Below are 19,387 nucleotides of genomic sequence, written 5' to 3'. Positions count from 1 at the left end.
ATTACATTATATCACGGTAATGGCTAGTAGTCAAATCATATTACTCCTTAATAGAAGTTGATAAATCTTCATCCATTATTTTTCCAATTGCAATAATATTGGTATCTCCTATTAAAAACAACTTTTCTACACTATCCTCTAATCTTTCCATTTCTATAAATAGTTCTCCTCCAGGTGAAACAATTTTCACTTTATTACCCTTTAAATATCCTTTTAATACGAGAGCAACTGCAGTTGACCCAGAGCCTGTTCCACATGCCAATGTAAAATCCTCAACTCCTCTTTCATATGTTTTTAAAATTGCTGACGTATCGTCTAAAATATCAAAAAAGTTTACATTTGCTCCTTTAGGAAAATCTTTATAAAATCTTATTTTTCTCCCAATATTAAATAATTCACTTTCCTCCGTGTTTTGAAGACCTGGATATTTTACAACGGCATGAGGAATTCCTGGATTCCCAAGTTCTATATATGAGCACTCATATTTTTTACCATCAATTTCAACATCAGAATCAAGTTCAATTTTTTCGGGACTATTAAGCTGAACTTTTACAAGTCTACCCTTTATTATTTCTGCCGATACTATACCTGCCAATGTTTCAAACTTCATTTTTTTCCCTGCGATATTATTGCTATATGCATATCTAGCAATGCATCTTGCACCATTACCACACATCTCACCAATACTACCATCAGAATTATAAAAACGCATTTTAAAATCAGCATCACCTTCAGCAGCATCAACTACTATAAAACCATCTGCACCTAAGGATACTTTTCTCTTACATAACTTCGCAGCTATGCAAGGTATCTTATCTAATGGCAACTTAAGTTTCATATTGTTTACTATTATAAAGTCATTCCCTGCTCCTTGAATTTTAGTGAATTCCATAGTTTCCTCCTCAAAATATCTCCATTAATATAATATTCTATTTTAATTCTATTTAGTCGTAATATCTTCCACTGATATATATAGTTTTACTTAATGGCCTGCCTAATATCTTCTATTATGTCTTCCACATTTTCTATTCCCACAGAAAATCTGATTAAACCTGGTTCAATACCAGCCTCTGAAAGCTGTTTGTCATTCATTTGCCTATGAGTTGAGCTTGCAGGGTGTAATACTAAGGTTCTTACATCTGCCACATGTACAACTATTGAGGCAAGTTGTAATTTATCCATAAATTTCACAGCCGCTTCTCTTCCACCCTTTATAATAAAGGAAATAACTCCACTAGACCCCTTAGGTAAATATTTTTTTGCTAGTGCGTTATATTTATCTCCTGGTAGTGAAGGGTAACTAACTGATTGTACACTTTCTAAGTCTTCAAGGAAGGTTGCTACTTTTAAAGCATTTTCAGAGTGTCTTTCCATCCTAAGATGTAAAGTCTCCATACCAAAATTTGTTAAAAAGGCATTGTTAGGACTCATGCAATTACCCATATCTCTCATGATTTGAACTCTAGCTTTTGCAATATAGGCCGCTTTCCCAAAAGCTTCTGTATAAACTAAGCCATGATAGGATGGATCAGGCTGCGTAAACTCAGGAAATTTACCCTTTGTCCAGTCAAAATTACCCGAATCTACTATTACTCCTCCTACACTAGAAGCATGCCCGTCCATATATTTTGTAGTAGAATGTACCACTATATCTGCACCAAACTCAAAAGGTCTACAAAGTATTGGCGTAGCAAAGGTACTGTCAATTATAAAAGGTACTCCGTTCTTATTCGCAAGGCGTGCAAATTTCTCTATATCAAGCACACTAATTTTAGGATTTGCGATTATCTCTCCGAAAATTGCTTTGGTATTTGTTCTAAACGCCTTTTGAATTTCCTCTTCATCACTGTCAGCGTCTACAAATGTTACTTCAATACCCATTTTTTTAATAGTCATTGCAAGCAAATTAAAGGTTCCACCATATATTGCGCTTGACGAAACTACATGGTCTCCATTTTGACAAATATTTAATATTGAAATTAGTGTTGCTGATTGCCCTGAGGATGTGCATAATGCACCTACTCCTCCTTCAAGTGCAGCAATTTTGTTCTCCAAACATTCTACTGTTGGATTACTAATTCTAGAATACATATGTCCAGCTTCCTGTAAATCAAATAGCTTAGCTACCTGCTCTGTAGATTTGTATCTGTAGGTAGTGCTCTGACATATTGGCAAAACATGTGGCTCTCCATTGCCAGGTTTATACCCCTCCTGCAAACATTTAGTTTCAATTTTCCATGAATTCATTTAATACACCTCTTTTTTTAATATTATATATATTATTACCTACTTTTCTTTTATTTTCAAGTGCAAATAATCATTAATTTAATTTACTATAATTTATCTTTCCCTACCCATTTTCTATATGAATTTTATAGAGTTATCTATTCCAAAGTTGCAATCTATTCTAATACAACATCTAATTTAGACGCTATAAAATGCTATCATATTCCACTTGTTATTTAGATTGTTTTAGATAATAATAAACATGAGTGTTAATTATTAATTGCTTTTACACGATGTTCTTAAAATGTATTTTTTAAAATAAAATGTATTTTGGAGTGAGTTAGGTATGGTTAAAAATAAAAACGTGCCACTAGCCACGTTGGTGGCACCAAATTTTCAGAAGCTTACTAGGGAATTTTATGCTAGAGAAACCTATATATTGAAGATTCTGTAGAAAAAGAAATAATTGAAATTATAGAAACTAAGAGAATTGGTATTGATTATGCAGAAGAAGCAAAGGATTTTTTATGGAGATTTTACATAAAGAATAATATTTGGGTGTCTGTAAAATAGAAAATAGAGCCAAACCAATAAAAAACTAGATAAATGGAATAAATATAAACAAGGGAGGTGAAAATGTGTTAGAGAATGGGAGTAACATCTGTAATTGCAAAAGGATAAAATGTGAGAGACACGGCATGTGTAGTGAATGTATTGAACATCATAAAGGTTATAAACGGTTACCCTTACCATATTGCAAAGGGGCAAGATTTAATTTACCCAACAAGCTATCTGAAAAGAATAAAGCTTAAAATTGTTTTCACAATTCTAAGCTTTATTCTTTCCGATTTAACATATTATTTTTTTAATGATTCACCCAATACAGTTCCAACTCTATAGGCCTCAGAATTAGCCTTATTTTGTTCTTCAAAGCAAGGGGGGCAGTGTTTCTTTTCAATTTTATCTATATAACCATTATCTTTAACCACATTTCCTACACTACAGATATGACCATAATTGCAATTGTAACATTGAGAATATCCCTCAGCGGATACAGAATCTATAACTATCATCCTATTAGATAACATAAACTTCTTAATAATTGAATGAACAGCCTCGTTTCCCTTTTCAGAATAACTCGCACTAACTGATATGCCATATTTACCTTCCAAACTAAATCCTCCTCTATGCCTAAAAGAGAAAGTCCTCTCTAAGCACGCATGTCCAAGAGCGTTTATTGTACCATAGTAATCAGGTGCACCAAAGACAATGGCATCAGCCTTTCTCATTTTTTCACCTATTTCATTCCAATCATCCTTAACTTTACAAGTATTATCTGAATCACATTGAGTGCATCCAATACAACCATTAATTTTTTTCCCTGCTAATGAAATGAATTCATATTCTAGTCCACTAGCCTCCAAAATGGTTTTTACAGTTTTACTAGTTATCATATCTTTTCTTCCACTTGCGCCTATTCCTAGTATCATATTATACCTTCTTTCGTCGAATTATTTTCATCTTGACTCAAACACTTTTGAAACCCCATTTTATTTAGCTACAACAAAAGACGGAAAACCTGATGTGCGCCCTATGTGACTGGTTTGAACCCATTATAAAGTAGCGTTATTTGAGCTCTCATAACCTCACTCAGCATTTCTAAGGGAATAGGATCTTGCATCAGAGCACCCATAAATTGCATTATTAGTATGGAATATATATTAAAAGATAATATTTCAGTATTTACATTAGAGTCAATTAGTCCCTTTTCTATGTAAACATTTAAAAGATCTTTAACTTGATTCATTAATTTATAATCTAATTTCATTAACTTTCCAAAATTAGATTTATCATATTGTTGTGAAAAAATTACAGCTAAAATGTCTTTAAACAAATTTTGTGGCATTGATAAAAATAGGCCTTGCATATAAATTTCCAGTAAATCCACCAATGTTTCTACTACATCGCTCTTTGGATTCTCAATAATCTTTTCTGCTTCTATATATAAATCATCAGTTGTATCTGTTAGAATAAGTAGTAATAGATCCCCTTTAGACTTTACGTAGTTGTAAAGAGTGCCAACACCAACCTCTGCTTTTTCTGCTATTTCTTCCATAGTAGTTTCATTAAAACCTTTGGAAGTAAATAACTCCAGTGAGGCTTTTATTATACGATATTCTTTTTCCTTTTTTTGTTTCTCCCTAAGTCCAGCCATCAAAACACCTCACATAATTTATAAAATTTCTAATATATATATTTTAGCATACATCTAGTATAAAACAAGATTATATATTTTACTTAATTAAGTTAACAATTGACAAAAAAAATCATTAGATTTACAATGTGAATACACTCCAAATATGAACTCACTACAAAATAAATGTTTTAATTTAAAATAGGGGGAATATTATGTTTATCGAAGTTAACAATGTAGACAAATCTTATAAAACAAGCGATGTTGCCTTTAAGGCATTAAAGAACGTGAATTTAAGTATAGAAGAAGGTGAAATTGTAGTAATACTCGGCCCTTCTGGTTCAGGTAAATCTACACTTCTTAATATAATCGGTGGAATAGACCATGTAGACTCTGGAAATGTAATTGTAGATGGAGTAGATATAATTAAGTTAAGTGATTATAAATTAACTCTGTACAGAAGAAACTCTTTAGGCTTTATATTCCAATTTTATAATCTAGTACCTAACTTAACCGTATATGAAAATGTAGAAGTTGCTTCCAATATAAGTAAGCACCCACTGAAAATAGACGAGGTATTAGCTTCAGTAGGTATGAGTGAGTTTAAGAATAGATTTCCAAGGGAATTGAGTGGAGGGGAACAGCAGAGAGTTTCTATTGCCAGAGCTTTAGTTAAAAATCCTAAATTATTGTTATGTGATGAGCCTACAGGAGCACTAGATTTCACCACCGCAAAAGAGATTCTAAAATTGCTTACAGAAGTAAACCGAAAGTTTAATACTACGGTGGTTATAATAACTCATAATACAGCAATTAGCGGAATAGCAAATAGAATAATAAAGCTTCGATCAGGAGCAGTGAGTGAAAACAGAATAAATGATGCGGTATTGCCTGCAGAAAGGGTTGAATGGTAATGATATTAAATAAAAAAGTAAAGAGGACTATGTATGAACATAAATCTCAATATGTAGGTTGTATAATACTTATTATAATAGGCTGCATGCTTTACAGTTCTTTTAATATTGCCATGGTAGGTGTACTTGATAATCTTAATAGTTTCAGAGTAGAAAACAAATTAGAAGATGCCAGTTTTATTGCTGAGAAACCTTTAGAAAACATTAATGAATTGGAAAACAAATATGATTTGTTATTGGAAGAGAGAAAATCAGTAGACTACAATTATGACAGTAAATCCGTTTTAAGAGTACTTCAAAGCACAGAAAAAATAGATAAATATGCTATTATAGATGGCAAGACTCTTCAGAATAAAAATGAAATATTAATTGATAAAGGCTTTGCCAATGCTCATTTGCTATTAATTAATGATAATTTGAATATAAATGATACAAATTTCAAAATAGTAGGTTACATGACAACTCCTGATTATGTATACCCACTAAAATCCGAGAACGATTTTTTAAAAAATCCAAAGGCCTTTGGGGTAGCAGTAGTGTCAAATTCAGATATTGAAAAAATCGGAACACCTCTAACCTACTATAGCGTTAAATTTAATAAGGAAAACATTGATGAATTCAAGACGAACTTAAATAGTGATAATATATTGATTCAATGGATAAGCAAAAAAGATAATAACAGGATTTCATTTATAGATGGTGATTTGAATGGCGGTGTTGCTGTTGGTAAATATATGCCTATAGCTATTCTTCTATTAACCTGTGTACTTATATCTGTTGTTCTTTCAAGACTTCTTAAAGGAGAATTTTTAATTATAGGAACATTGTACTCCTTTGGGTACACAAAAAAAGAAATAATGTCCCATTATCTTAGATATTCATTAGTTGTTTCCTCTATTGGGAGTATCGCAGGAACTATAATAGGGAGTTTTCTTGTAAAACCCTTACTTTCAGTAGTTTCAGGTTATTATAACCTTCCAGTGCTCGTTATTAATTTTGATGCAAAATACACTATTATAAGTTTGTTACTTCCCTTTGTATTTTTAATTCCAGTAACTTATATAGTTATTAAAAGCGCACTTAAATTATCGCCACTAGAGCTTATGCACGGCGGAACAAACAAAACAAAGGTAAACTTCATTGAAAAGAATCTTAAATTGGATAGATTCAAGTTCAATACAAAGTTTAAAATAAGAGAAATAGTACGAAGTATGCCTAGAACCCTACTTATGCTGCTTGGGGTAGCTTTTGCCTCAATGTTACTTCTTCTTGGCTTTGCTACCAAGGACTCTATGAATTACATGGTAAATAGCAGTTATCAGGACATTTACAAATATAATTATCAATATACCTTTAATTCACTTCAAGTTCGAGATATAAAATCCGGTGAAAAAAGATCCCTATCCACTTTTACCTCCCAGTTTAATAACAAAGATGAGAATTTCATAATTTATGGAGCTGAAAGTGACTCAAAGTTAATTACCTTAGTAGATGAAAATAATAATGCTATTAATTTTGATAATATAATAATAACTAAATCCATGAGTGATAAATACAATCTTGTGGAAGGCGATAGCATAAAGGTTAAAAATAAAGTGAATTCAAAGGAGTTTACAATTAAAATAGATAAAATTGCAAAAACCTATATTGGGGACATAATATATATGCCCTTAACGAAGTTCAATAATTTGAATGGCTATCCTGAAAATAGTTACCTTCAATTAGATTCTATGGAAAAACTTAATATATCACAAGATAAGCTTATATCAGAGACTAACAGCCAAGATGCAATAGATGGCTACAACGCACTGCTTAAACCAATGAACTATATGATTGGAGGAATTGCTGCTACTGCATTTATTATTGGTTTAATAGTACTTTATGTAGTTACTTCCTTATTAATAGAGGAGAATAAGGCTAATATTTCTATGTTTAGGATCCTTGGGTACACAAAAAAAGAAGTCTTTTCGCTTATATTAGGTAGCAACATTATACTTGTTATCTTAGGATATATAATATCAGTGCCACTTATACTAATGACACTCAAAAGCTTTTTTAATACAATGACTAAAGAGATGAATATAACTATACCCACTAAATTAAACAATATAAATATTTTAATTGGTTTTATAATAATTCTAATAACCTATGAGATATCAAAGGCTTTAAACAGGAGAAAGGTACTCAGTGTGTCAATGGCCGATAGCTTAAAGGAAAAAAGAGAGTAGAGACAGAAAAAAACATCCCATACATAAACCTAGGTTTATGTATGGGATGTTTTTTTCTATAGTCTAGCTACTTTCTAATGTGTTTCATACGCTTCATTTTTAACTCCATAAGATTCTAAAATAGGCATTACAAACATAACACCAGTACCAGGTTCTTCTGTGAAATCTTTACTTATTGTATCTACAACTAATCTAAGTTTAGTTTCTCCTTCTATTACGCTTACTATAGTTTTATTGAAAGGCTTAGTTCCTTCAACCAGTCTTCTTATACCTGCAAATATTGGAATATCAATATTGTTTTCAAGTAATACACTACCTAGTCCTTCACTATCTATAGTTGTAGCACCACAACCATTTTCATAAAACACCTTAGAAATATCATCTAATTTATTAATGTTACTCAATATAATAAAAACTGCATACATATGTTATCTCTCCTTAATTAAATATTAGATTCCTTAGCTCTTATTATAGCATTTTTAGTTAGTATTGGTCCAACTAACTCTGTAACAATTGTAGTAGCTAAAAGTATTGTTATTACAGTAGAACCGAGTGGCGTACCACTAAATTCTTTACTTACCGTAATAGCGAGTCCAATAGCAACACCGACTTGTGAAAGCAGTCCAAAACCTATATACTTCTTAACCGTTTCAGGTGCTTTTGACAATGTTGCACCAAGCGACGCACCAGAGATTTTACCAATCATCCTAAAAATGAAATAAGCAACGCCTATCCAGCCGATTTGTGGTAATAGTGCAATATCTAATCTACAACCCGCTAATATAAAGAATGCAGCAATAATAGGTGGCGAAAAAGTATCTATATTAAAGAATGCTTTTCTGCTGTAAGATGATACATTAGCTACTATTGTACCCAATGTCATGGCTGTAAGTAGCGAAGATAGGTCAAATATTGTACAAATACCGATTAATAATAATAATGTTCCTGCTACGAAGCCAAGATCTTCTTCTTTATTGCGACAGTTAGCAAGTAAATAGCATAGTGCTATTCCTAAAACGCAACCTAATCCAAGTGATAATACAATTTCTGCTATTGGATGTACAAGAACCTTAAAAACTGTTATTTGTTGATGTTTTATAAAAACCTTTGCTATTGACGATGCGACAGAGTATATCATAAGACAGATTGCATCATCCACGGCCACAACTCCAAGGAGTGTGCTAGTTAATGGCCCTTTAGCTTTACATTCCTTTAAAACCATTACTGTAGCAGCTGGAGCAGTTGCAGATGCTACCGCACCAAGTATTAGAGCAATCGCTATACTATGTGTTAAAAAATACATTGCAATTGTAACTAAGAAAAAAGCCCCTAGAGCTTCACATGTTGCAATTATGAAAATAGACTTACCTAGTTTTTTAATAACTGATACTTCTAGTTCACTTCCGATTTTAAAAGCAATAATTGCTAATGCAAAATCACTAACAAATGATAGCTTATTTATCATATCAGGATTAACAATATTAAATCCCGAAACTCCAAGAATTAATCCTGCAATTATGTAACCAGCAACGGACGGTATTTTGAATTTATTTACTATCTTACCAAATATAATACCTACAATCAATGCTGTACCTAAACTTATAAAAGCATTTATATTAATAATAATGCACCTCCTTTTTTTAAACCCATACCATCTATAATATTACTTTCATATCTATATGTAAATACCTATATATCTTTAAATATAAGGTATTATCCCTATAAACTTAGCTGATAAGAGTTTATTAGACTCATATGTAATAATGCTATACACAACGTAAAAATAGACAACATTTAGTTGTCTATTTTTGTAAATTTATAAATGGAAGCAAGCTACCTTGTGTCCTCCACCTAAGTCTTCAAATTTAGGCTCCTCTCTTGTGCAAATCTCTGTACATTTAGAACATCTAGTATGAAAACTACAGCCAGAAGGTGGATTAATTGGGCTTGGTACATCTCCAGTTAATATTATTCTGTTTTTCTTCTTAGTTGGATCTGGAATTGGAATGGCTGAAAGTAGAGCCTGTGAATATGGATGTTTAGGTCCATTATAAAGTATATCTCCATCTGCAATTTCAACCATCTTTCCTAGATACATTACGCCAACTCTTGTACTTACATGTTTCACTACATTTAGTCCATGGGCAATGAATAGATAAGTCAAATCAAATTCTTTTTGCAAATCATGAAGCAAGTTTAGTACCTGAGCCTGTATAGAAACATCTAGAGCAGATACTGGTTCATCACAAACTATAAGCTTAGGATTCAAAGAAAGAGCTCTAGCAATACCAACTCTTTGTCTTTGACCACCACTAAATTCATGTGGATATCTATTTCTATGAAAACTAGCAAGTCCCACATAATTCAAAAGTGAAAGCACTCTTTTTTCTATATCCCCTTTTTTCTCTGTTTTATTCACCTTCATAGGTTCAGCTATTATATCCCCAATGTTCATCCTTGGATTAAGTGAAGAGTAAGGATCCTGAAATATAATCTGAATATTTTTCCTCATACCCTTTTGCTCTTTTTTTGATAACTTTGCAATATCGCGTCCTTCAAAAATCACCTGTCCTGAGGTTGGAGAAAGTAAATTAACTAACATTTTACCAGTAGTTGATTTACCACAACCAGATTCCCCAACGAGTCCTAAGGTTTCACCCTTAAAAATATTAAATGATATATCGTCAACAGCCTTAACATAATCTGTAGTTTTACCAAATACACCAGATTGTACAGGAAAATATTTTTTTAAATTTTTAACTTGTATTAATGGTTCCATATTTACACCTGTCCTTCCTGTTTATCACTGTATAAAAAACAACGAACACTTCTACCCTCATATTCAACAAGTGCTGGTTCCTTTTGTTTGCAAATATCCATACATTTACTACACCTATCACTAAAGGGACATCCCTTTGGCATATTAAGTGGATTAGGTACCATTCCTGGAATCATGAATAACTCTTCTACCTTTTCATCTACCTTAGGTATAGAAAGCAATAACCCTTCGGTGTAGGGATGTAAAGGCTTTTCAAAAAGCTGAAGCGAAGTTGCTTTTTCAACAAGCTTACCACAATACATTACCGCAATCCTATCTGCTGTTTCTGCTACTACACCAAGATCGTGGGTAATTAAAAGAATCGCAGTATTAAGTTTATTTTTTAAGCTTATAATTAATTCTAGTATTTGGGCTTGTATAGTAACATCAAGTGCTGTAGTAGGTTCATCTGCAATAAGCAATTCTGGATTACACGATAGCGCAATAGCAATCATTACTCTTTGTCTCATACCACCACTTAATTGGTGTGGATAATCATTTATTCTCTTCTTTGGAGTTGGAATACCTACAAGCTCTAGCATCTTAATTGCCTCCAATGTAGCCTCTTTCTTTTTTAACTTCTTATGTCTAATTATAGTTTCTGATATTTGCTTTCCTATGGTAACTACAGGATTTAAAGAAGTCATGGGTTCTTGAAATATCATAGATATTTTATCTCCTCTTATATCTTGCATTTCCTTATTACTTTTCTTTAACAAATCTTCACCTTTAAACAAAATTTCTCCACCTATAATTTTGCCAGGGGGACTTGGTATAAGGCTCAAAATCGAAAGGGAGGTTACACTTTTGCCTGAACCAGACTCGCCAACAATGGCTAGTATTTCACCCTTATCTACTTCAAAATCCACACCATCTACTGCATTAACTAGTCCACCCTTAACTCTAAATTGTGTTCGTAAATTTTTAACTTCTAATAACATTATGTATCCCCCTTATTGATGAAGTTTTGGATCTAGTGCATCTCGTAGTCCATCACCAAATAGATTGAAAGCTAGTACAGTTATAGTTATAGCAATACCTGGAAAAAGAATTATATGAGGTGCATTATAAAAATAACCACGCCCTGCTCCCAGCATGCTTCCCCATTCTGCTTGTGGAGGTTGTACTCCAAGTCCCAAAAATCCAAGAGCCGCCGTATCTAAAATAGCATTAGATACTCCAAGAGTCGCACGCACAATTATAGGAGAAATTACGTTAGGCAAAATATGTTTAAATATTATAGCTACATCACTATTCCCGATAACTCTTGCAGCTTGAACATACTCACTATCTTTAATTGACAATATCGAGCCTCGAACAATTCTAGCGTATTCAGGAATGGTAACAATACTTATTGCAATTATAGCGTTATCTATACCTTTACCTAATACACTCATGAATGCAATTGCAAGTAATAATGATGGAAATGCAAGCATAATATCCATAAATCTCATGATTAACATGTCTACTTTACCACCATAATACCCTGCAATGGAGCCTACAACAATTCCTATAGATAATGCTATTGCAACAGCTGTAACACCAACTCTTAAAGATATTTTAGTACCGTCTATTATCCTACTTAAAATATCACGGCCCTGTTCATCCGTACCAAACCAATGAGCAAAAGATGGTTTTTGAAGGCTTTGTGATAACTCTCCTATGTTTGGTTTATAAGGCATAATTAAGGGTCCAAAAATGGCAATGATCAAAAGGATTGTTATTATTATAAGTCCTACAAGTGCTGCTTTATTTTTCTTAAGCATGTACCATGCATTTCCAAGTTTAGATTCTTCTTTAGGAGCTTGTTCAAGTTGTGTTTCTTCATTTTCATTTAAATTTTTAGTTGTCATTTATTTCACTCCTTTAAGAATATTTAATTCTTGGATCTATAAACGCATAAATTATATCTACGATTAAATTAACAAGCACAAAAATTACTGCCATCATCATTACTGTACCTTGCACCACAGGATAATCTGTGACTAAAATTGCTTGTACTACGTATTTACCAACACCTGGCCATGAAAATACAGTTTCTGTTAATACTGCTCCACCAAGCAAGGTGCCTAGCTGAAGTCCTATTACTGTTATAATTGGAATCAAGGCATTTTTAAGTGCATGTCCAAAAATAACCGGTCTTTCTAAAAGACCCTTTGCTCTGGCTGTCCTTATATAATCCTGTCTAACAACTTCAAGCATGGTAGAACGAGTCATTCTTGCAATAATAGCAGTAGATGCGGATCCAAGGGCTACTGCTGGCATAATTAGATGTCTTACAGCACTATAAAACGAAGGCATATTGCCAGAAGCTAAAGAATCAAATAAGTATAGTCCTGTAATTCTAATTGGTTCCAGGCCAATGTCTATTCTACCCGATACTGGTAACCACTGAAGTTGAACTCCAAAAACTAATATAAAAATTAGTCCTAACCAAAATATTGGCATGGATACTCCTAGAAGGGATATTACCATACAGACATAATCAACAATTGAGTTTTGTTTTATTGCAGAGATAACACCCATAAATACCCCTATAATAGAAGCAAATATAACACCAGCTAATGCAAGTTCAATTGTAGCTGGGAAACGTGCCATTATTTCATCCCATACTGGAGTTTTTGTCATAAGTGAATCCCCAAAATTTCCATGAAGTATTCCTCTTAAAAAGTCCCAATATTGAACAAAAATAGGCTTATTAAGTCCGAGTTGTTCTCTTAGAGCTTGAATCTGCTCTTGCTTTGCATGCTGCCCAAGAATTGTGGCAGCTGGATCAGTGGTAAACATGTGCATAACCAAAAAAACAAGCATTGATACTCCAATAATAACTGGTATCAGTAAAAGCAGTCGTTTAATAATATATTTAACCATGGTTACCCTCCTCTTTAAATCTAAAAAAAAAGTGGAAGACCGCATGATACGATATTCCACCTAAAAATTGTTCTAAAATAGAATTATTTATCAACACCGCTAAAGAATACTGATCCAGTTGGATGCATACTAAAGCCAGTAACATTAGGTGAATAGGCTGCAAGTGCTTGTGAATGAGATATTGGAAGCCATGGTGCATCCTTTGCAACTATCTCTTGAAGTTCTTTATAAATTTTATTTCTTTCCTCTCCGTTTTCCAGTTCTCTACCTTTTAAAAGTAGCGCATCAACTGCTGGATTAGAATATTGAGCTGAATTCAAAGTAGATTTAATTTCATTTGAATCGAATAGTGAAAGGAAGTTATCTGCATCACCATTATCACCTGTCCAACCATAGAAGAATATATCTCCTTCTCCATTCGCAAGCTTTCCTTTATAATCAGTCCAATTGTAAGAATCTATTGTTGCAGTTACTCCAATTTTTGCTAGGTAGTTTTGAACTGATTCTGCAAGTTTTTGTCCGCCAACTGTATTATAAGGTCTAGGATTAGAATAAGTAATAATCTTAACCTCTAGGTCTGATTTTCCAGCATCTTTAAGCATTTGTTTTGCTTTATCCGCGTCATAATTATATGGCTCAACATCCTTGTCATAACCAGGTATAAACGTTGGAAGTGGGCTGTTTGCTACACTTGAATATCCTTGATATAAATATTTAACTAATTCTTCTCTATCAATAGCATGAGAAATAGCTTCACGAAGCGCAGGATCATTAAATGGTTCTCTTGAACAATTAAATGCCATATAATTAATATTCATTCCATCACTTTGGTATATTTCCATACCTTCAGATTTTAATTTTTCAATATCATTAGGATCAACTCCGTCAATTATATCTGTTCCACCGGTCATTAAATCACTGGCACGAACTGAATTTTCTTTTGTAAATTTAAATACTACGTTATCCACCTTTGGTTTATCTCCCCAATATCCATCAAATTTCGTAAGTTTCAATGATTGATTTTTATCCCAAGACACAAAAGAATATGGGCCTGTTCCAACCGGATTTTCAATAAATTTATCACCGAATTTTGCTACTGCTGTTGGGCTTACAACTGGAGCTGCAAGAGACATCGCAAGATTTGCTAAAAACGGTGTGTATTTACTTGTCAATGTAAACTTAACTGAATAATCTCCAGTTTTTTCAATTTTAGCTACTTGTCCATAGGTAAAAGATGCATACGGCATATCATCTGTTGCCTTTGGAGGAAGTTGTCTTTCAACATTAAATATCACAGCATCTGCATTAAAAGGTGTTCCATCTTGAAATTTTACATCTTGTCTTAAATTGAAAGTATATTCTTTTCCATCCTCACTAATTTCCCAGTCTAGAGCAAGACAAGGTTCAATTTCCGTGGATCCATCTTTGTATTTGATTAAACCTTCATAAACATTAGATATAACCTTTGCAGACTCACCATCGTCAACATAGGCAGGATCGAGCCCTCTGGGATCTGCTCCTTGAGAATAAACTAATGTCTTTGTTGTTGCAGTATCTTCTGTTGCAGGCTTTGCTGCATTATTTGATGCACTACTCCCACAACCTGTAAGTACAGTACCTAATACAAGCGCTCCTGTCAGCATAATAGCAATAAATTTTCTTTTCATATTAATTTGCCCCCCTTGAATGTGTTTTTACCTTAACAAATAACCCCCTAATATTATGTATTAATTGTTAACTATATTATCATTATAGTCAAATAAATGCAAGTTTTTTTTTAACAAAAATCATTTTTTCATTAAACAATACTGTATACGACATGAATTAAATCATAAAAATTATTTTTATGATTTAATTTATTCAATATTCTTCATTATTAATGCATGATTCAAATTATTGTATTTATATTCTTTACACATTGGTTTTATTTTCATTGTTTAAACATACCATATATTGAAAGCAATTTTAGGGAGATTTCTGTATGACCAAAATAACTGAAGAGACTGCATCCTATGACGAAATCACAACATTTGAAGCAATTAAATTAATGAAAGAATTGATCTACATACCAAGTCCCTATTTTTTTGAAGATAGCATTATGGATTTTACCTACCAATGGATTATTAATAATCATATGAAAGCGTTCCTTCATTTATACCATGAGTCAAAAATAACTAATTTCATGGGCAAAAATGTTATCTGTGAAATTACTGGCCAGCGTGATGGCCCTATTATATGTATAAATTGTCACCTAGATACTGTTAATCTTTCTAATGGGTGGTCCAAAAACCCCTACACTGGACTTTTAGAAGGTGATAAAATTTATGGACTTGGTGCTCTTGATATGAAATCCGGTTGTTGTGCTTCTATGCTTGCACTCAGAAAGTTTAATGGACTTTACAAAGATTTTAAAGGGAAGATTATTGCAACATTTGTTTCTGATGAAGAAGGCCCTTACGGTCTTGGAACAAATGCATTAATTGAAGAAGGATTACTTAAAGACGTGGATTTTATAATCAGTACTGAGCCAAGCGCGGGTTTCAATAATCGTTCTTTTCCAGATGTATCTCTTGGGGCAAGAGGTGGCTATAGTCTTGAGGTTGAATTCTTCGGTAAAGCTTGCCATGCGGCGCTACCAACATCAGGTATCAATGCAGCAGTTGATGCTTCAAAATTCATATGTGAATTAGAAAAAATCGATTATGTTGAAGGATTATTTTTAGGAAAAGGTATTGCATGTGTCATTGCAGTAGAAAGCGATGGCGGTGCCTGCAGTGTTCCGGATTATGCTAAAGTTAGACTGTTTTGGCACGTTGTCATGGGAGAAGATGAAGAAAAGATAGAAAGTTATATAATTAGTGCAATAAAAAAAACAAATATTAAAAGCACTTATAAAATTACTTTTAGAGATGCCCCTTCAGACGGTAACCCAGGCTATTTGCCATATATAGTACCACAACAAAATTGCCTTGTCGCTACCTTCTTACAATCAATAAAGAATGTTTGTGGTTGCGACGCAAGTATCTCTTATTTTCAATGCATAGGTGATTTTAACCACTTAGGTTCAAGGTTAAATGCGCCTGTAATAATTTTCGGTGCTGAAGGTGAACATATTCATGGTCCTGATGAATATGCTACCATAAGTTCTATTAAAAAAACAGCAGACATTATCTATGACTTTTTAGTCAAAGTACTTACGGAGTAAAATTCAAAAGCATGCTATGATAATGGCTTATTGGTCAAAAAAAAGTCAACCAGTAAAAGCTTTTACAGGTTGACTTTTTTATATTATACAAATTCATACTATTTAATAACAGATAAAACCCAATCTAATATGCCAGTACTCTGTAATAAAATTACAAATACAGCAACTGGAACCACCCACTTAATAAGGAATCCCCAAAAATGGGCAAGCCCAAATTTTACTTTTCCGTCATTAGTAGCTTCAGCTATAGCTTTGTCTATGCCCCATACCCATCCGATGAATATACTTAACAGTAATCCTGCAAGTGGTAGAAGGATACTTTCTGCAAGATAGCTCATTGAGTCAAAGAAATTAAGACCTCTAATAAATACCATATCCGACATAATAGGTCCATTAGCTAATGACGAAGGTATACCAATAAGAAAGGCAAGAATTGCAAGTCCAATTGTTGCAGTTTTACGTTCCCATTTAAATTCGTCAATACATACTGCTACCGCCGACTCTAACAGTGAAATCGAAGATGTAATAGCAGCAAATAAGACTAATATGAAGAATAACACAGCAAAGAAAGAGCCTAAAGGCATCTTAGCAAATACACCTGGTAATGTTATGAAGAGAAGTCCAGGCCCACCAGCTGGGTCAAATCCTAAAGCAAATACTGCTGGTAGAATTGTAAGTCCTGCAATTATTGCTATTATACTATCAATCATTGGAATAAAAAAAGCACTTTCTACAAGATTATCATCTTTCGAAAGATAACTACCGTATGCAATAATAACACCCATACCAAGGCTTAGGGAAAAGAATACCTGCCCCGCTGCTGCTAATATAACAGAGCTGTCAATTTTAGAAAAATCTGGTTTTAATAAAAATTCAACACCTTCCATAGCACCTGGAAGTGTAACGGATCTAATCATAATCACAATCATCATTATAAATAATGATGGCATTAAAATTTTACTAAACTTTTCGATACCACCACTAACACCACCCATAACTATTAATAATGTTAATGCTATAAATATACCATGGTAAATAATTGGCTGAACTGGACTTCCTATGAAGGTCGTAAATATACCTTCAAGTGCGCCAAGGTCTGATGTATTAAATCCACCTGAAAATGCTGTAACAATATACTTTAATACCCATCCACCAATAACACTATAGAATGATAATATTAAAAATGATGCCCCTACTCCTATAAATCCAACCCATGCCCATTTTTCCTTAACTTTCCTATAAGCACCTACTGCACTTAGCTGTGTATGTCTACCGAGTACAAGCTCCGCCATCATTAAAGTAAACCCAACTAAAAAAAGCATTACAATATAAACTACGACAAAAGCCCCTCCACCATTACTACCTGCGGTGTAAGGAAATTTCCAAAGATTCCCAAGGCCAACTGCAGATCCAGCAGCAGCAAGTATAAATCCTGTTTTTGAACTCCACTGTTCTCTTTTCGGCTTTTCATTTGTTTTTTTCATGAACATACCCCCTACTAAGTTATAAAATCAATTAGAATTCTGCAATTTAATTCAAAAAACGACATCATCCATTGTTAGTATATCGTTTACATTTGTACCTGTCAACCTTTTGAAAAGTCCTAATTTCATTCCTTCATCCCTATATTATAAGGTACTCTTGTTCTCTCACTCATTCTTAGAATATCATTCTTAGAATATCATTCTTAGAAAATATTTATATGAAAATATAAAAAAATAACAACTGAAATGAGATATAATGGTCTTAATGTGCTGTGGTTTTGTTTTGTTTTGTAATTAGAGAACTAAAAATTTTAAAGATGAGGTGTAAAAATGAAAAAAATATTATTAACAGGTGGAAATGGTTTCTTTTGTACTAGATTTGTAGAGAGGTATAAGAACACTTACGAAATTCTCTCAGCTAGTTCATCAATGCTTGACGTAACTGATGAAGAACAGGTAAATGGAACTATTAAAAACTTTAATCCTGACTATGTTATTCATGCAGCGGCCAAAGCAAGTACAGAATTTTGTGACAAAAATCCAGACCTCGCATATAAAATTAATGTTACTGGAGCTTTAAACGTTGCAAAAGCTTGTAAACAAGTACATGCAAAAATGATTTTTCTTAGCACTGAGCAGGTTTTTAATGGCAATATTGAAAGTGGTCCATATACAGAAGAATCTACACCTTGTCCCGATACAATGTATGGAAAAAATAAACTTGAAGCTGAAGGCTTATTAAAAGAAGTGTTAGATGAACTTTGGGTTGTAAGATTTACTTGGCTCTTTGGTGTTCCTGAGCGAAATTGTGGTATGTCTCCTAATATACTTTGGGGTACCTTAAGTGATATTTTACGAGGCAAAAAAGCATTGGTTACAACAAACGAGTATAGAGGCCTAACTTATGTTCATGAAGTTATAGACCAATTTCCAATGATATTTGAAATTCCTTATGGCATCTATCATGTAGGAAGTCATAATACTTTAAGCCGTTATGATATATGTTCTTTAATATTTAAAGAAGTTGGTTTAGAACATAGAATTAATGAATTATTAGAAGCAGACACAGAAAAATATAAAGAACATAATAGAGATGTAAGGTTATGTACTGATAAAATTAAAAGCTATGGTTTAGAGTTTTCAGAGTCAACAGATGGAATTAAAAAATGCTTAAGTGAATTTAAAATAAATTTATAAACCAAAGGAGATAATTATGTTATATATAATTGATACTGCAAATTTAGAGGCTATAGAAAGGGCTTACAACTTGTACCCTATGGCTGGTGTTACTACTAATCCAACAATTATTTCCAAAGAAAACAAAAGCTTTTTAGATATTTTAAAAGGTATCAGAAAAATTATAGGTAATGAGTCAATGCTTCATGTTCAAGCTGTTAGCTTAACTGCTGAAAAAATGGTGGAAGAAGCAGAATATTTAAATAGCGTA

18 protein-coding genes and 1 pseudogene are annotated in these 19,387 nt (G+C 32.9%); 7 read left to right on the top strand and 12 right to left on the bottom strand.

What is annotated here, in order from left to right:
• Positions 1-40: 40 nt before the first annotated feature.
• Together dapF and JJD95_RS09055 are read right to left on the bottom strand one after the other, a co-directional pair.
• The gene (dapF, locus tag JJD95_RS09060) at positions 41-892 is read right to left on the bottom strand and encodes a diaminopimelate epimerase (RefSeq protein ID WP_291642543.1); all 852 of its coding nucleotides are present in this window, start codon (positions 890-892) and stop codon (positions 41-43) included.
• An 86-nt stretch (positions 893-978) separates the two neighbouring features.
• The gene (locus tag JJD95_RS09055) at positions 979-2,247 is read right to left on the bottom strand and encodes an O-acetylhomoserine aminocarboxypropyltransferase/cysteine synthase family protein (protein WP_291642541.1); all 1,269 of its coding nucleotides are present in this window, start codon (positions 2,245-2,247) and stop codon (positions 979-981) included.
• A 411-nt stretch (positions 2,248-2,658) separates the two neighbouring features.
• On the opposite strand from JJD95_RS09055, the pseudogene JJD95_RS09050 reads away from it, so the two are divergent.
• Both JJD95_RS09050 and JJD95_RS09045 read left to right on the top strand, forming a co-directional pair.
• Positions 2,659-2,799, top strand: a pseudogene (locus JJD95_RS09050) (DNA-3-methyladenine glycosylase); the annotation flags it as partial.
• A 65-nt stretch (positions 2,800-2,864) separates the two neighbouring features.
• Complete coding sequence (locus JJD95_RS09045; protein ID WP_291642539.1) at positions 2,865-3,038, top strand: hypothetical protein; 174 nt, start codon at positions 2,865-2,867, stop codon at positions 3,036-3,038.
• Between the two features lie 45 nt (positions 3,039-3,083).
• On the opposite strand, the gene JJD95_RS09040 is transcribed toward JJD95_RS09045, so the two are convergent.
• Together JJD95_RS09040 and JJD95_RS09035 are read right to left on the bottom strand one after the other, a co-directional pair.
• On the bottom strand, positions 3,084-3,716 hold the full coding sequence (locus JJD95_RS09040; protein WP_291642537.1) for a flavodoxin family protein: 633 nt from the start codon (positions 3,714-3,716) through the stop codon (positions 3,084-3,086).
• 101 nt (positions 3,717-3,817) lie between these two features.
• Positions 3,818-4,441: a TetR/AcrR family transcriptional regulator gene (locus JJD95_RS09035; protein WP_291642535.1), complete on the bottom strand. Its 624-nt coding sequence runs from the start codon at positions 4,439-4,441 to the stop codon at positions 3,818-3,820.
• Positions 4,442-4,635: 194 nt separating this feature from the next.
• Here JJD95_RS09035 and JJD95_RS09030 point away from each other — a divergent pair, with 194 nt between their 5' ends.
• Together JJD95_RS09030 and JJD95_RS09025 are read left to right on the top strand one after the other, a co-directional pair.
• Complete coding sequence (locus tag JJD95_RS09030) at positions 4,636-5,334, top strand: ABC transporter ATP-binding protein (protein WP_291642533.1); 699 nt, start codon at positions 4,636-4,638, stop codon at positions 5,332-5,334.
• Positions 5,334-7,562 (top strand): FtsX-like permease family protein, encoded by a 2,229-nt coding sequence (locus tag JJD95_RS09025; protein ID WP_291642531.1) that lies wholly within the window; start codon positions 5,334-5,336, stop codon positions 7,560-7,562. Before JJD95_RS09030 ends, JJD95_RS09025 begins: the two co-directional genes overlap by 1 nt.
• Positions 7,563-7,636: 74 nt before the next feature.
• Here the strand turns inward: JJD95_RS09025 and JJD95_RS09020 are convergent, their stop codons facing one another.
• The 7 genes from JJD95_RS09020 to JJD95_RS08990 form a co-directional block, all read right to left on the bottom strand.
• The gene (locus JJD95_RS09020; protein WP_291642529.1) at positions 7,637-7,987 is read right to left on the bottom strand and encodes a hypothetical protein; all 351 of its coding nucleotides are present in this window, start codon (positions 7,985-7,987) and stop codon (positions 7,637-7,639) included.
• A gap of 17 nt (positions 7,988-8,004) precedes the next feature.
• The gene (locus JJD95_RS09015) at positions 8,005-9,147 is read right to left on the bottom strand and encodes a cation:proton antiporter (protein ID WP_367114796.1); all 1,143 of its coding nucleotides are present in this window, start codon (positions 9,145-9,147) and stop codon (positions 8,005-8,007) included.
• Between the two features lie 231 nt (positions 9,148-9,378).
• Positions 9,379-10,341 (bottom strand): ABC transporter ATP-binding protein, encoded by a 963-nt coding sequence (locus JJD95_RS09010; RefSeq protein ID WP_291642527.1) that lies wholly within the window; start codon positions 10,339-10,341, stop codon positions 9,379-9,381.
• Between the two features lie 2 nt (positions 10,342-10,343).
• Positions 10,344-11,321, bottom strand: coding sequence for an ABC transporter ATP-binding protein (locus tag JJD95_RS09005; protein ID WP_291642525.1), 978 nt, complete (start codon positions 11,319-11,321; stop codon positions 10,344-10,346).
• A 12-nt stretch (positions 11,322-11,333) separates the two neighbouring features.
• A complete protein-coding gene (gene nikC, locus JJD95_RS09000; protein ID WP_291642523.1) occupies positions 11,334-12,233 on the bottom strand; it encodes a nickel transporter permease in 900 nt (299 codons plus the stop codon).
• 13 nt (positions 12,234-12,246) lie between these two features.
• Positions 12,247-13,251, bottom strand: coding sequence for an ABC transporter permease (locus JJD95_RS08995; protein ID WP_291642522.1), 1,005 nt, complete (start codon positions 13,249-13,251; stop codon positions 12,247-12,249).
• 83 nt (positions 13,252-13,334) lie between these two features.
• Positions 13,335-14,918 carry an ABC transporter substrate-binding protein gene (locus JJD95_RS08990; protein ID WP_291642520.1) on the bottom strand — a complete coding sequence of 528 codons (1,584 nt, stop codon included), beginning with the start codon at positions 14,916-14,918 and terminating at the stop codon, positions 13,335-13,337.
• Between the two features lie 314 nt (positions 14,919-15,232).
• On the opposite strand from JJD95_RS08990, the gene JJD95_RS08985 reads away from it, so the two are divergent.
• Positions 15,233-16,456: a M20/M25/M40 family metallo-hydrolase gene (locus JJD95_RS08985; protein WP_291642518.1), complete on the top strand. Its 1,224-nt coding sequence runs from the start codon at positions 15,233-15,235 to the stop codon at positions 16,454-16,456.
• Between the two features lie 98 nt (positions 16,457-16,554).
• Here JJD95_RS08985 and JJD95_RS08980 read toward each other — a convergent pair whose 3' ends face one another.
• Positions 16,555-17,940: a sodium-dependent transporter gene (locus tag JJD95_RS08980; protein WP_291642516.1), complete on the bottom strand. Its 1,386-nt coding sequence runs from the start codon at positions 17,938-17,940 to the stop codon at positions 16,555-16,557.
• A gap of 330 nt (positions 17,941-18,270) precedes the next feature.
• On the opposite strand from JJD95_RS08980, the gene JJD95_RS08975 reads away from it, so the two are divergent.
• Positions 18,271-19,137: a sugar nucleotide-binding protein gene (locus JJD95_RS08975; RefSeq protein WP_291642514.1), complete on the top strand. Its 867-nt coding sequence runs from the start codon at positions 18,271-18,273 to the stop codon at positions 19,135-19,137.
• A 16-nt stretch (positions 19,138-19,153) separates the two neighbouring features.
• Positions 19,154-19,387: transaldolase family protein (locus JJD95_RS08970; protein WP_291634931.1), on the top strand; the 234-nt coding region annotated here is incomplete at its 3' end.

The organism is Clostridium sp., assembly GCF_016650035.1.
Lineage (GTDB): Bacteria > Bacillota > Clostridia > Clostridiales > Clostridiaceae > Clostridium_AD.
This window is presented reverse-complemented; position numbering and strand designations above follow the sequence as displayed.